At 56.4% G+C, this 16,183-nt stretch carries 4 protein-coding genes; all 4 read left to right on the top strand.

Annotated elements, in window-relative coordinates; genetic code table 11:
- The first annotated feature begins 562 nt into the window (after positions 1–562).
- On the top strand, positions 563–7,336 hold the full coding sequence (locus tag ACP7D9_RS18070; protein ID WP_426158928.1) for a neuraminidase-like domain-containing protein: 6,774 nt from the start codon (positions 563–565) through the stop codon (positions 7,334–7,336).
- A complete protein-coding gene (locus ACP7D9_RS18065) occupies positions 7,336–8,043 on the top strand; it encodes a hypothetical protein (protein WP_426158926.1) in 708 nt (235 codons plus the stop codon). The genes ACP7D9_RS18070 and ACP7D9_RS18065 overlap by 1 nt, the downstream gene beginning before the upstream one ends.
- 306 nt (positions 8,044–8,349) lie before the next feature.
- Positions 8,350–12,987 (top strand): SpvB/TcaC N-terminal domain-containing protein, encoded by a 4,638-nt coding sequence (locus tag ACP7D9_RS18060; protein WP_426158924.1) that lies wholly within the window; start codon positions 8,350–8,352, stop codon positions 12,985–12,987.
- A gap of 124 nt (positions 12,988–13,111) precedes the next feature.
- The gene (locus ACP7D9_RS18055) at positions 13,112–15,937 is read left to right on the top strand and encodes an RHS repeat domain-containing protein (RefSeq protein ID WP_426158922.1); all 2,826 of its coding nucleotides are present in this window, start codon (positions 13,112–13,114) and stop codon (positions 15,935–15,937) included.
- The last annotated feature ends 246 nt before the right edge of the window (positions 15,938–16,183 follow it).

The following is a 16,183-nucleotide window of genomic DNA, read 5'->3' as shown; positions in this document are numbered from 1 at the left end:
GCTTTTTCACAGATCGAACAGGGTGATGAGTTCCTGATATGCGCATTATATGACCGGGCACTCAGCCGAAAGCGGCGATTGAACTAGTATCCAACAAGCACACTAACTTCTCCATTTCTTTCTCCCGCCTTGATGCGCACCCAATAAAACATATTCCCAGCGGTGCGTAACGCACAATACATACAACCTTATACCCGAGGCATGTTTATTTATTTTTTGAGTAGCCCGCCTGAAGAACTCACACTTTCTTACGGTCAAAACATGGCGCACGTCCGAAACCAGAGTGTAAGTTCGCAAACATCAAAACCGTCGCCCCACAGCGAATACATCAACTTCGTGCAGTATTTTTTTGTATTTGAAAGAGGAGATTTGATAGTGAACACGACCACTCCAAATAATTAAGCACTCCGACAACCCCGCAGAAAATCCAGTAACAATCAGACAGTCCAGTCGGAATCAAGACTTTCTTTGCTCAACTTTCCTGCTGTTCTTAATGCCGTAGTGCGCTGCATCAAGTGTTGATCCGGCCACCGTCAAGTAACTATTTCTAAAGGATAACTCTATGAGCCTTAACACCGTTACGCGAGTAAAGCTGTTGTCTCAGCGCGCGGAACTGGAGACTCTTGTCGAGCACACACAAGACTCCCCAGAAGCTTTCCGTCAGCAGTTTTCGAACGAACTGCTTTCCAGTGAAGCCGATGAACTTTACCAGGCGGCCTGGGATGCGCGAGACACAGCAATAGTGCACGAAAAGTGCCTGCTGACTCGATCGTCGCCATTGCTCCAAAATGCGGTAGCTCTCGGGGTGAAGACCCCACAGGGCGCGTTGCGCGACTACGAAGACCAGTTTGGCAGCCGTGCCAGCCGCTATACATCACCCGGTTCGGTGTCTTCGATGTTCTCCCCTGCCGCGTATCTGACCACTCTCTATCGCAACGCTCGCAGGCTGTACCCAGATCAGTCGCCTTATCATATTGACTTCCGCCGCCCAGACCTTAAGGAATTGGCGCTGAGCCAGCACAACATGAACAAGGTGGTGCCGGCGCTGTCGCTGTCTAACGAAGTGCTGATGGCCCATACCCGCGAGGCCCTGTCCTTGGATAGTGACGGTGCCGTGTTAGATCACTTGTCTACTTGGCGCCTGAGCGGCGGAACGCCGTATCACCACGCTTACTCCCGCCTGCGCCAGTGTCGGACACTCAAGGACGCAAAATTTGAGCAGATGAGCGCCAACCCGCAGGTGGCCGGGCTATTTTCTGGGCCGTCATCGGTCGGTATGGAGTTTGATATTTCACCAGAACTGTACGCCATCCTGACGGAGGAAGTGACAGAGGAAAATGCGGAGGCGCTGTACGCCAAAAACTTTGGCGACCAGTCGCCAGAGTTACTGCTGGAGCCTGAGCGCCTGCGCCGTTTCTATGGCCTGAGCGATGACGAGGTTCGGTTGTTTCTCGATACAGCCAGTAGTGATTATGTTAACAACCTATTGGAAGTCAGGCTGGGTAATACCTTTTACCGTCTGGAATGTCTTAATGTAGTTCCCGAAATCAATTTTGTCAGATTGTATCCGCAGGTCGACGGCAGTTATAAACTACTGGTAAATAGCAAAGTAGAGGATCTAGCACTCAGCTGGTTAAATGTGCATGTCGATACCGATACGGTCTTACCTATTGCGAGGGTACGCACCCTCCCTCACTTGCAAGCTGGAGTGACGTACGAGCTAATCATTCCTCCAAACAGAGTGCGCTTGAATGGGTCGATTCCATTTAGTCTCAGTTTCACAAGCTCGAGCACTGGCCCCAGCCGGGGTGTTAGTTTCCGATATACCATTGATAGGATGTCTCCCGCGGCCTATGCATTGAAGTTAAACAAGGCTATTCGTCTGAGGCGGGCCGCAGGTATGCACCCGCACGCGCTACGGAATATTGTCGACAGTGTAAACAGAAACAATATTAATGATGAAACGCTGCAGCTACTGCACCAAGTCCAGCGCTGTGTAGAACGTTATGGGGTTAAACCGGACGAAGCACTGAGCCTTTGCGGTGGCCGGTTGTCCATGTCCGCACAAGACGGAGAGCTCAGTCAGTTCGACAAGCTATTTAATAACCCACCAATAGGCGACACGGCGTTCGTCCCCTCTGGGCTGCTGCTGTACCTGGCACCGTCCAGCACTAAAAACCCAGTGGAAAAAGCCACGTTGAAGCGAGCGCTGCAGGTAGATGACGCTGGCCTATTCGCACTGCTGGGCATTTATGACAAAGATAACAACAGTGGCTTTATCGAATTAAACCTGCACAATCTGTCCCGGATGTATTCCCTCAGCCGCTGGGCACAGTTGCATGCGCTGAGTGTTTCCGAGCTAGGCCGATTGCTGCAGTTTGCAGGTGCGCCAAGGCTTTTCGAGGCGAAATCAGAGCTCTGGATGTCTTGGCTACAGAGTGTTGACGCCTTGACGAAGTGGCTTACAGCCCAGCAGTGGTCGGTGGCTGACCTGGGATTAATGCTCGATACTCCGCTCAATGAAAAGACGCCCGGCATCGTTAGCTTATTTGACGCGCTTAAAGAAGAAGCAACGAGAAAACCAGATGCTCTTCCTGAGGAGAAAGTGGCGCTGTTGGCGCCCCACGTCGCCGCTGCGTTTCAACTGCCGTCGGCAGACATCGCGGTTACATTACTGGAATGGGGGGACGGGCTGAAACCAGGAGGAATGGATATTGCTGACGTTTGGGCTGCCCTGAGTTCGAGCGAGCCCGAAATCCCCGAAACGGCCTTCGCTTTTATCCATGGCCTTCCCCAGTTGGCACTGTTTTATCACGCTTCGGGCATCAGCCCACAAGCCTTTGCGCTGTTCGTGGCGACGCCTGAGCGGCTCCAGGGTGGTAATGCCGTGGTGCTGCCACGCACCTTGAGCACCTTACAAGGGTTCTGCGGTTTTTCAACCTGGTTGAAAGGCTTGGGCGATGCCGCTACCCCCGTCCTCACGGCTTTTTTAGCTGACACCCTGGCGCCCGCCAAACTAATAGATGCATTGAACTCAGACACCACGACGTTGGCGCAGGCTGGCGCGCAAGCGGTGAAACATGGACAGGTGAACAGCGATGCCAAGCTCAGCAACTGGGCCGAGCTGGACGCTGTACGTCAGTGGGTCGCGCTGAGTTCTGCCTTTGGTGTCACTCCGGTGGATATCAGCAACTGGATTGAACTGGAATATGCAGCGAATACAGAGGCCACCTGGACAAAATGGGGCCTGGTCACCGACGCGTTCGCGGCCGGCTTGAAGCCCGGCGAGACAGCGAGCGTGGAGCTTGCCTTGTCATCTGCTCTAAGCACCGCCCTGAGTGGGGCTCTGCTGAGTCCGGGTGGAAACCGCTACGTAACACACGGTTCGCGCGAAGATCTCTACCAGTACCTGCTATGCGACAACCTGAATGGTCCGCAGGTGAGTACCTCCAGGATTGCTGAGGCCATTGTGAGCCTGCAAACCTTCATCCAACGCACCCTGAGCTCGCCGGAGGGCGCGGTGGAAAAGGCCGCGCTCACCTCGCAGTTTTTCACAGACTGGGAGCGTTACAACCAGCGTTACAGCATGTGGGCCGGGGCTGCGAAGCTTCTCTACTACCCGGAAAACTATATTGACCCAACCGTACGCCTGGGTCAGACCAAAATGATGGGGGAGATGCTACAGACGCTGGGCCAATCCCAACTGAACACCGATACGATTGGGGACGCGTTTCACACTTATTTGAATGGATTTGAGGAAGTTGCCAATCTGCAGGTTATCAGCGGCTATCACGATAACCTGAACGTTAAGGAAGGCAAGAGTTACTTCATCGGCGCCAACCAGAGCGAACCAAGAGACTTTTACTGGCGCAGTGCCGACGAGGGCAGACGCAGCGAGGAAGGGCAACTGGCGGCTAACGCATGGACCGACTGGCGCGAGGTGGGCTGCGCCCCTCAACCGTGGGGAGACTGCATTCGCCCGGTAATATACAAGTCGCGCCTCTATCTCTGCTGGCTCGAGCAGTATGATGTCACTCCGCCGGATGAAAACGGTGACTCGGGCGACATTAAAAAATACCGCTACACGGTGAAAATGGCCTACCTGCGGTACGACGGCAATTGGAGTACGCCGAACGCTATTGACGTCACGACACAAGTAAACGGTTTGGGGTTGGGAGGTGAGCATCCAGGCTTGTACTGCAGTAATTACCAGTCGGAGACGACCATGCCCGTACTGCTGTATAAAAAGCAGTCGAGCTATGCCGCCGCCAACCAACCGGTTAAAAGGCACCTGCTGTATATCTATGAAGACATGAGCTTTGCTCATCAACCTGAAGCGACCACGCGAACGTTTGTTGAGTACATGAAGCATGAGTTGGACACCACAACGACAGTTGTGATGAACAATACTTATGCTCAAGGATTACAGGTGGACAGTGCTCTTGCCAATAGAGTTGGCACTAGTCTTCTCTACAACGTAACCGGAGAGGCTAGCAATATTGTTGTTCATGGAGGCGCCAGCGGCGATGCGAATGCGACCATTTCTTTGCTTCCCAAGCTTAACGTATCAATAAATAGCATTGAAACTACGTTACGCTCTTTGATTAATACTGTTCCAGAAATACAGGCGACCCCGGAGTTCTATTTTTGCACAACAGGAGCGACACGATATGTGGCCTTCGGGAGAGCCAATGGCTATATGTACGTTCTGTCTAGAATTACAAACGGCCTGCTTCGGAAACTAGTAATCTATTATCGCGATCACACTTTCGATACGTTCAACCCGTTGCGAACCTATCAAGCTCTGGATCCGAGCACCTCTGAATATTTCAATGTTGGTGTATATAGGGATCCGCACCCTGATCTGGAGATTGCTCAGCATAATTCTGGAGTTTGGGTTTTTTTTGATGGTCCTGGATGGCCTGACTTCATTATGCCAAATACATCGGCAGGCAGAATATTGTCCAATCCGTTGCGCCCTATCCCTGCTGGAAGCGTGAGTATTGAATTCTTTGACGGAACCAACAGGACTTCGTTTTTGGCAAGTCAACATGTTGATGTTCCACCTTCGTTCGATCCCGAAAATGAAATGGCCTACTCGTTTAAACCATTAACCAATATCCCGGTGAAGAAAGACTGGGGCGACCGAAATGAACTGTTGATCGATGTGTTTTTCAAAGTGGGCGGTGCTGATTACGCCAAATACACTCTGCGCCTTTACCGCCCACTCATAAATCCACGGAATGTCATTCGCCTGGGAACCACCGCTGAAAATGCCCAATATATGGAAGTTGGACCTTATCGCACCCGACTGAATACTCTGTTTGCACGCCAGCTAGTTGAGCGGGCCTCTGCGGGCATTGACACTATCCTCAGTTATGATACGCAGAATATTCAGGAGCCGAAGTTGGGTCATGGCTTTTACACTACTCTGACCCTGCCCAAATACAACCCTGCCGTTCATGGAGATGAGCCATGGGTAAAAGTCTATTACACCTATTTTTTTGCTTACGAGGATACTTTCCCTATCTGGAGCGGCACCCTCAGCCCTGATACATTCACTCAAGTAACTTTGTTTGTACCCCGCCCTGCCAATGGGTGGAGCATAAGTACCGCACATTTGCAGATTTCTTATAAAAGAGCCGTTAACCCTGCGATATCTGGATATTCCGTCATGTTCAATTATGACGTGATTAATCACTCCGCAACTGTGCGTAGACCTGGAACCCTTGCACTCTCAAAGAACATTGTAGAAAGCGTGACCATTCAAAATACGGTGCCCATGGACTTCGGCGGTGCCAATGCCCTCTATTTCTGGGAATTGTTCTACTACACCCCAATGATGATGGCCCAGCGCCTTCTACAGGAGCAGCAATTTATCCTGGCTGAGCAGTGGCTGCGCTATGTCTGGAGCCCGTCTGGTTACGTGGTGCGCGGCAACCAAGAGGATCGTTTCTGGAATGTCCGCCCGCTGCAGGAAGACACTGGCTGGAACGACTCACCGCTCAAATCGCTGGACCCGGATGCCGTGGCGCAAAATGACCCGATGCACTACAAAGTGGCCACCTTCATGCGCGGCCTGGACTTGCTGATTGCCCGCGGCGATACCGCGTACCGAAAACTGGAGCGCGACTCCCTGGCAGAAGCCAAGGTGTGGTACAGCCAGGCACTGAATCTGTTGGGCGAGCAGTCGTACATCGAGAATGATGTCGACTGGACCGAACCTACTCTGGAGGATGCGAGCTCGGATGCCGCCGCCGCTCGTCACCTGGCCGTGCTGTGTCTGTTATGCGAGGGCAAAACAGGGGAACTGAAGGCTATGGCATCGCCGAAAGCGGCCGGTGCAGTCGAATTCCTGCCAGAAGCTAACGAGGTGATGCAGGGGTACTGGCTGACGCTTCGCCAGCGCATGTTCAACCTTCGACACAACCTGACTCTGGACGGTCAGCCACTACTGCTTCCGCTCTTCGCCAAGCCTGCCGATCCGAAAGCACTACTGAACGCTGCAGTGGCGGCTGAGAGTGGTGCCGGTGCAGGACTGGCCCCGGTCGACCTTCCACTGTGGCGCTTTGAGCCGATGCTGGACAGCGCTCGCGGACTGGTGAGCCAACTCATCCAGTTTGGCAACTCCGTCCAGAATGTACTTGAACGCAAGGACGCGGAGGCGCTCACCGCCCTGCTGCAAAATCAGGGGTTCGAGCTGATGGCCAGCAGCATTCGCCTGCAGGAGGGTGTGCAGCAAGAGCTTGAGGCCGAAAAATCAATCCTGTCGCAGGCTTTAGCCAGCGCCCGGCAACGGCTTGCCAGTTACACCCGCCTGTACGATGAAAACATCAACGCTCGCGAGCGTTCCGCTATGGACGCGCTGACAGCATCCCAGTCCATCGCAGCAGGCGCAAAAATTGCTCATATGGCAGCCGCGGCAGCTGATCTTGTGCCGAATATTTTTGGCTTCGCTGCCGGGGGAAGTAAATATGGTGGCGTGGCCAACGCAGTAGGGATTGGTATCACTTTAGCGGCCGACGCCGCATCGATATCCGGTACACGCATCATGCAGGAGGAGGCTTACCGGCGCCGGCGCGAAGAGTGGGAAATCCAGCGCAACAATGCCCAGGGCGAGGTCCATCAGGTTGAGGCTCAACTGACCGCACTCGATGTGCGCCGTGAGTCCGCGCAGCTGCAAACAACCTACTTGAAAACGCAGCAGGGTCAGTTGCAGGTCGGACTGGATTTCCTGCAAAACAAGTTCAGCAACGTAGCGCTCTATAGCTGGATGCGCGGCCGGCTCGCCTCCTTTACTTTCAATTTTACGATTTGGCCGCCTCTCGTTGCCTGATGGCTGAGCGAGCCTGGCAATGGACAAGTGGTGAGAGTCGGACCTTCATTCGGGGCGGCGCATGGCAAGGCACCTGGGCGGGGTTGACCTGTGGCGAAGCGCTGATGCTGAACCTGGCGCAACTTGAGGCCGCCTACATGAAGGGCTCTCGGCGGGCGCTGGAAGTCACCCGCACCGTGTCGCTGGCAGAGCTCTACCGCAGTGACAAGTTGGCCGAAGAGGATCGATTCGAGCTGGCCAGCGCCGTATCAGCAATCATTGGCGGTGATCAAACCGAAGCAGGCAGTGTCGCCAACGGCATTCGCCTGGAGAACGGTGAACTGATTGCAACCGTGACACTGGCAGACCTGGAGATAACTGGAGACTACCCGGCACAGCTGGGAAGTCAGCGGCGCATCAAACAGGTCAGCGTATCGCTTCCGGCACTACTGGGGCCGTACCAGGATATTCAGGCGGTGATGAACTACACCGGCGGGCAACAACCGCTGCCGCCAGGTTGTGAGCAAATGGCTATATCCCAAGGGATAAACGATAGCGGGATGTTCACACCTGACTTCAACGACAGTCGCTGGCTGCCGTTTGAGGGGGCAAATGTTGCCGAAGGCAGCCTGGCATTGCGCTTCCCGCAGGCGCAGGGCAAGCAAGAGGATGTGCTGAAAACACTCAGCGACATCGTCCTGCACGTCAACTACACCATCCTTCCTTAAAACAGCACCTGACTGGACTCGCCCTTCAAGGGCGGGTCCTTTGGAGAGTTTTATGCGCGCCCCAGTTTTCACAGAATGCGACACGTCGACAATCCGTCGGTACGACCCTCGAGTGGCTGCCCCACCACGAGGAACTCATCATGGGATTAATAATAGTCACCCATTCCATGTGATTGCCCCTGAGCACAAGACTGAACAAAAAGTTTGTGCAGTGTCGTTCCTCTCGCCCAGGAATCACGTTGTCTTCGCCACGCAGCAATTGATCGACCTGCCTGACATCAGCCACCGACGTAAGGGAGGTTCGCTATGAACGATCAGCAGCCATCCTTGATGCAAATCAACGCCCCCGCCCTGCCCAAGGGCGGCGGCGCAATCCAAAGCATTGGCAAGGGCTGGGGAGGCGTGGGCACCAGCGGTGCGGCGTCGCTGACGTTGCCTTTGCCGATTTCCCCTGGACGCGGCTTTGCGCCCGAGCTGAGCCTGGGCTACAGCAGCGATGTGGGCAACAGCCCGTTCGGGATTGGCTGGAGGATGACGGCCGATGCCATCACTCTGCGCACCACCAAGGGTGTGCCGGCCTACGACGGCAATGACCAGGTGGTCGGCCCTGGCGGTGATGTGTGGATGCCCGAGCGGGAAAGCGACGGCAAACCGATCTCCAGAACCGCAACTACCTACAAGGGCGTGCCATTGGGTGCCGCACATACGGTGGTGCGTCATTGGCCGAGGGTCGAGGGCGAGTTCGCCTTGATCGAGCATTGGTCCACCGCGACCGACCCCGCAGGGTTCTGGCTGATCCACGGTGCCGATGGCAGTTTGCATAGTTACGGAACAACCAGCAACTCGCGCCAGGTCGACCCGAATGAGGAAACGCATGTCGGCGTGTGGATGATTGACGAAAGCCTTAACACGCGAGGCGAGCACATCGTCTACGAGTACAAGGCCGAAATAGAGGCCCCTGCGCCGCCGCAGTTGCGCGATTACCGCGCTCAGCGCTACCTCAAACGCGTGTGCTACGGCAATGAAAAGGCCCATCCGCATTTGTACTCATGGGTCGCCGATAGCTGGCAAGAGCAACACTGGCATTTTCACCTGGTATTCGACTATGGCGAGCGCAGCACCGAGCTTGAGACCGCGCCCACCTTCGCTGAAACGCAAACGTGGCCCGAGCGCAGCGACCCGTTCTGGAACTACGCCTATGGTTTCGAACTCGGCACCCGGCGCCTGTGCCAGCAAGTGTTGATGTTTCATCACTTTGTCAAAGAGCTGGGAGCAACACCGGTACTGGTCCAGCGACTGCTGCTGGAACACCGGTCAAGCCCGCTGGGCTACAGTCACCTGACGGCCGCTCACGCCCAGGCCTATGACAGTCTGGGTCAGGTCGAGAATCGACCGCCGATGGAGTTCAGTTACAACGCGTGCGAACTCGACCCGCAGCGTCAGGGTTGGACCCGGTTCCCGGACATGCCCGGGCTCAACGACGGTCTGCAATACCAGATGGTGGACCTGTACGGCGAAGGTATGCCGGGGGTGCTGTGTCGTTATGACCAGGCCTGGTACTACCGCGAACCGTTGCGCAGCGCGGCAGGAGGGGATGAGGTCGGTTACAGCGACTGGAAACGGCTGGAGCATCTTCCCGTCGCCGACAGCAGTAAGCCAACTTACCAGTCGCTCACCGATCTGACCGGCGACGGTAAGCTTGACTGGGTGATCGCCCAGCCGGGGATGAGCGGTTTTTTCACTCTGGACCCGGACCGCAACTGGTCCAGCTTCGTGACTTTCGATGCCTTCCCCAGCGAGTTCTTCCACCCCATGGCGCGCCTGGCCGACCTGGTTGGTGACGGTCTGAACGACATGGCGCTGATCGGCACCCGCAGCGTGCGCCTGTACGCCAACCGCCGCGAGGCTGGGTTCGCCAACGGCATTGAAGTGCCTCATCTGGATAAAACGGCCGCGGGGGATAACGATGACCTGCCGCTGCTGAGCAACACGCCGACCGAACTGGTGGCCTTTGCCGATCTGCTCGGCAGCGGGCAACAGCATCTGGTGCGAATCCGTCACAACGAAGTCAAATGCTGGGCGAACCTGGGCCGTGGGCGTTTTGGCAGGGGTTTTGTGTTGTGCGCCTTGCCGTTTGATCATGCTCAATTCAATGCCTCACAGGTACTCCTGGCCGATCTCGACGGTTCGGGCGCGGCTGATCTGATCTATCTGGAATCCGATCGCCTTCGGGTGTTCATGAACCATGCCGGTAATGGTTACGAGCAGACATCCATCGACCTGGCCTGGCCCGAAGGCGTGCACTACGACCAGCTCTGCGAGGTCAGCACCGCCGACCTGCAAGGGTTGGGCTGCTCCAGCCTGATTGTGACGGTGCCGCACATGACACCACGGCACTGGCGCTACGACTTCGTCAAGGCCAAGCCCTATCTGGTTAATGGAACCTGCAACAATATGGGTTCCAGCAGCAGCGTAACCTACCGCAGTTCGGCCCAGGAATGGCTGGACGAGAAGCAGGAGCAGATCGACGTCGGGGTGGAAAACCCCGTGTCCCGGCTGCCGTTCGCCATGCATCTGGTAAGCCAGCAAACCCAACTCGATGAGATCACTGGCAACCGGCTGACTCAGGGCTTCACCTACCGAGGCGGTTATTACGATCGCTTCGAGCGAGAGTTCCGCGGCTTTGGCCTGCTGATGCAGACTGACACCGAGGCGACACCGGTTGAGCGCGCGAGCGCGGGTTTCACCGCACCGATCCTGAGCAAGACCTGGTTTCATACAGGTGAGGCCATCGACGCGTCCAGGGACGGTTACTACGCTCGCGATCGGTTGGCTGTTCCCCTGAAGCCCACGTTGCTGGAGCACTACGATTTGAGTGATCGCACAGCGCGAGCACTCGCCGCACCTGACGAAGACACCGCCCGTGAAATCGCCCGCAGCCTGAGCGGTCGGGTAATGCGCTCGGAGGTTTATGCAGCGGACGATGTTCCGGCCACTGCCGTGCCCTACGAGGTACAGGAAAACCGCTACGCAGTACGGGTGTTGCGCCTCAAAGGTGATCATCAGCCTTACGCGGTACTCCAGCCCATGGACCTGGAGTCAATCAGTTACCAGTATGAGCCGCACATCGACGATGACCCCCTCTGCGAGCACAGCCTCAACCTGGAGTGGGATGAGTACGGCAGCGTCGCCCACGCGATGACCGTGCACTACGCTCGACGTAAAACCGTCGGCGATACACCGCCGTCCTTCAGTGATGAGTATCAGAAAGCCTGGTGGAAGGACGCGCATGACCCTGCTCAACAATGTTGGTACCTGACGCAAACCAAGGCACTGCATATCCACCATCTGGATATTGAGGAAAAAGAACCGAACCTGGAGGCTTGGCGTCTGGGCTTGCCTTACCAGCAGCGCAGCAACGCCCTGGTGCTGGAAAAGGGCCAACTGAAGCCCGACGCGATCAACCACGAGAACGTCCTCCAATGGAGCAGGGACGATGGCGAGTGGGCGAAACAATCGGTGCTGGGCAGCTTGTCTTTGCAGCACTACATGGACCCTGTCAGCGGTCAGACGCTGGCGCAGGGCAAAGCGACTTTCGAAGGTCTAGCCGCCCATGTGGAAATGGCGGAGCTGGATGAGGTCGCCCTGAGTGCTTACGACATGCTCAAGGACAAGGAGGGCAATATGCCCTTCAACCTGAAAGAAAAGCTCGAATCGCCCGAGGTCGGTTACCGGATCATGAAGCGGTTCTTGCCCGAGGTAGACCACGAACCGGCTCCGGACTCTGTGGATGCGAAAGACTATTTGTGGTCCGTACACCGGGGTTTCCCCACTTACCATGGGCTGGACGGCTTTTATAACGTCGAAACGTACAAGGAGACCCAGAATCACGGCGAAACCCGAGTGACCTACGACGAGTACGGGTGCCTGACCACCGCTGTCACCCTGCCGGACGGTTGTACCACCCAAATCCTTGACATCGACTACCGGTCGTTCCTGCCGGCGGCCATCGAGGATGCCAATCGCAATGTTCAGGAGGCTCGTTACAGCGCGTTCGGCGAACCGCTGGTGACCAGTTCTTACGGGACAGAACAGGGAGAGCCGGTGGGTTTCCACTCCCTTAGTGCCTACTTGCCCCCGGACGACCGCAGCCCCGCTATCGCCATTGCCGATCCGAAAGCCGCCATCGGTCATTTTGCCAGCGCCAGCTTCTGGGACACCTTCTGCTGGATGGGCCGGATCTCCCCGACCTCGCCGCCGACCCCGGAGTGGACCGAGTGGGCCAGAAGCGAAGGATTTATCCTGCCCAGTGGACATCTCTGCGCCAGGGCCCGGCAGCATATCTGCGACCTGGAGGATCTTGACCCGAACGAGAGGATCCTGAAGGCGCACATCGACGCATCTCACCGTGAGCCGGTTCACGCCGTCACGCTATCGGCCGACCGCTACCCCGGCGATGCCGAGATGCAGGTGCGGGTGAGCATCGCGTACCTCGACGGTTTCGGCCGGGTGCTGCAAACCAAGGTGGAGGTCGAACCGGGCAAAGCCTGGCGGGTCGATGCAAAGGGTTATCTGATTCTCAATCCCGACGGCACCCCGCAAGAGGATGAAGTGCCACGCCGCTGGTGGGTAAGCGAGCCGGTCGAGCACAACAACAAGGGCGAAAAGGTACGTATCTATCGGCCGTATTTTGCCGATGGCTGGGGCTACATCAATGATCAATCGATGCGCAAGCACGCCTGTCACGACCAGCAGTTTTACGACGCGGCAGGCCGCCCGACCGAGACCGTGCTGGCGAAAAAAATGCTGCAAGGCGACCTGCCAGAGTTCAAGCCGCTGCGCCGAGAGATGTGGTACTGGATCTGGTGCAGCGTGGCCTTCGATGAAAATGATCTGTTTGAGCCGCCGTCCAGGCAACAGCAAACGGGCGGGACACTCCATTGAAACCAGACATCTATTCACAGACCCCACAGCTGGTGGTGATCGACCACCGCGGCTTGCGGGTACGTCAGGTGGCGTACTGCCGGCCGGACGTTAGCGAGCTTAACCGATTATTGGAGAGCACTTCATGAGTCCGACTATTCATCGTCACACTCCAACAGTGGCAGCCGTTGACGCTCGACGCCTGCCCGTAAGAGCCATTGCCTACTACCATCGCACCTTGTCCAAGAACCTTGCGCAGGCGCGAGTGAACCGGCAAGCCCATGACGGCGCTGGCCGTGTTATCGCCCAGTGGGATCCCCGGCTGTGGGCCTTGGCGCAAACCGATGCAACGGTGCCGGCAAACCAGACTTCGGTGTACAGCTTGTCGGGCGATATGCTGGCCAGCACCAGTGTCGACGCCGGGTGGCGGGTCAACCTGCCGACGGAGTCGGGCCAATCGCTGCGAAGTTGGGACAGTCGAGGCAGTCAGTCACGTTTTGAGTATGACGTCCTGTTGCGCCCGGTGGCGATGTTCGAGCAAGCACCGGGCGAGAGCGAGCGCTGCGCGGAACGCTTGAGTTATGCCGACGCCAGCCCTGCGGCTGCGGCAAGTAATCTATGCGGCCAGTTGATCCGCCACGACGATCCTGCGGGCAGCCAGGTGGTGCATGAAGCGAGCCTGAGTGGCGGCATCTTGCAGCAATCGCGACGTTTTTTATCTCAGGACACCTTACCGGACTGGCCGCCGGTGGAGAGTCAGCGAGATGAGCTGTTGGAGCCGGGTGCGGGCGCGGTGACGCGTCAGCAGTACAACCCGTTGGGGGATCCTCTCCAGCAGACCGATGCCAAGGGCCATCGTCAACGTTTTGCCTACACCATGGCCGGCCAATTGCACGGTACCTGGCTGCTACTCGCGGGCCAGGCTGAGTCGGATGAGCAAGTGCTGCTGTCGGCGATTCGCTACAACGCCTTCGACCAGGTCGAGACGGAAACCGCCGGCAACGGGGTGGTCACCACCACCCGCTACTCGCCTGTCGATGGTCGATTGGAGCACCTGCTCGCCCGTAAGGCCGACGGCACGTGCCTGCAAGACCTGACCTATACCTATGACCCGGTGGGCAATATCTTGAGCATCCGGGATGACGCTCAGTTGGTGCGTCACTTCAAAAACCAACGGATTGAGCCCGTCAGTACCTACTGCTATGACACCCTGTACCAGCTCATCGAAGCCACCGGTCGAGAGTCTGCCGCGGTGACTCAGGGCATTGGTCTACCGAAGTTACAACCGACGTCGGATCCCAATCAGTTTACCAACTACACCCAGACCTTCAGCTACGACGCAGGCGGTAACCTGACCACCCAGCGCCATGTCGGTGCACAGTCTTATACCCGTGAGATGCAGGTGGCGGCTCACAGCAACCGTAGCGTGGTAAAAGACGAGGGCAACCTGGCCACGGCCTTCGACGCCAACGGCAATTTGCAACAGTTGCAACCGGGACAGGCGCTCAAGTGGGACCTGCGCAATCAACTGCGCCAGGTGACTCCGGTGGAGCGGACCGAGGCGGCCAACGACGACGAAGTGTATGTCTACGATGGCGGTGGCCAGCGGCTGCGGAAAATCCGCAGCACCCAGGCCCGGAGTGTGACGCACCGGGCCGAGGTGCGCTATCTGCCAGGCCTGGAGTTACGCACCAATACCGCCACCGGTGAAACTCTTCAAGTAATCAGTGTTTCTGCGGGGCGCAGCGGGGTTCGTGTACTGCACTGGGAACCGGACCAAGGCCCGCCGGAGGGCATGGTCAATGACCAATTGCGGTACAGCTTAAGCGACCATTTGGGCAGCTCCACTCTGGAGCTGGATCAGCAGGCCCGGCTGATCAGCCAGGAAGGTTACTACCCGTATGGCGGTACCGCCTGGTGGGCTGGGCGCAATGCCACCGAGGCCAGCTACAAGACCATTCGTTACTCAGGCAAGGAACGTGATGCCACTGGGTTGTATTACTACGGATTGCGCTATTACGCGCCTTGGTTGAATCGTTGGATCAATCCCGACCCTGCGGGAGATGTGGACGGGCTGAACGTGTATGCGATGGTGGGGAGCAACCCCATTCGTTACGTTGACGAAGAGGGTACTACTAAAACAGAAGGCGAAATGCTCAACGAAATAAAGGCGTTCAGCAAAAACCTGTCCACAGCGATAAAGGCCGTGGACAAACAAAACACATTGATCGATCACCTCTTTGAGGACAAGGACAGAAACACAACGATCGCCAAAGTCACCACGTTCACGGTACTGACTGGCATTGTCACCACAGGTGCAGCCATTAGCGGAGGCGTATTAGGTGGCCTGGCGGGAACGGCCACGTTACCCGTAGCAGGCACTGTAGGGGGCGCTGGTCTCGGTGCATACGGTGCTAAAAAGGCGGCCTCTGAGGTCATGAAGAGAATTGGCAAAAAGACCCACTTGGAACCGTCGATCACTCCCAAGGCGGCGGAGCTTTCCTGGGAAAAAATCAAAGAGAAAAACACATCGACATTTTCCGTTCAGAATGCCAATCAAACTTACAATAAATATGACCCGAGGACTGAGGAAGGCCAAAAAAATGGCTTTAAGAAAGTAGCGAAAAAAAGTCTGAAAGAGTTCATGACCTACGGTGCAAAAGAGATGATCCAGGTAGGAAAACTCTCTGAAGAGGCAAATGATGCACACGACGGCTTAAGCCCTATGAAGTTCAAGAGACTGGGCGATGCGTACGGAAAATTAAAAAGCGATGCCGAAGCAGATTTCAACCTCGCCATGGAGAGCTTTATCGCACTGAATACCAATGTTGTGTTTTCAACCGGCGGTTTGACAGGAGGTGAGAAATTGATAACTCTCGAAAGCGTCAAAAAAGACATGAAAATACTCCGGGCCAAAATAGATAGAGGTCTGGAATTAGCTTCCAAGTATGCACAGAAGCAGGGCTGGTAAGAGCGATTGCCTCATTTGAGGCGCGGTCTGGGCTGACTGTCTGGACCGGGTTGCCCGCAGTTGTTCACACGGCATTGAAGTCGAAGCGCGGGCAACTGCCGGGCAAAATCGGTTGCTGATACAGAGCGAGCGGTGGTGGCTGTCTTTCAAGCCGCCACCTGTAGCCGTTCACTTTCGCGCCAGGGGTAGTTAGAGCATCAACGGTAAACCGCGTGCTGCTGATACCCCGGGTGGGTTGCAGTGCCG

Origin of the sequence: Pseudomonas sp. TSRC2-2 (assembly GCF_049897785.1) — a bacterium.
Classification (GTDB): Bacteria; Pseudomonadota; Gammaproteobacteria; order Pseudomonadales; family Pseudomonadaceae; genus Aquipseudomonas.
The sequence above is the reverse complement of the archived record's forward strand: the minus strand, read 5'-3'. Positions and strand labels throughout refer to the sequence as shown.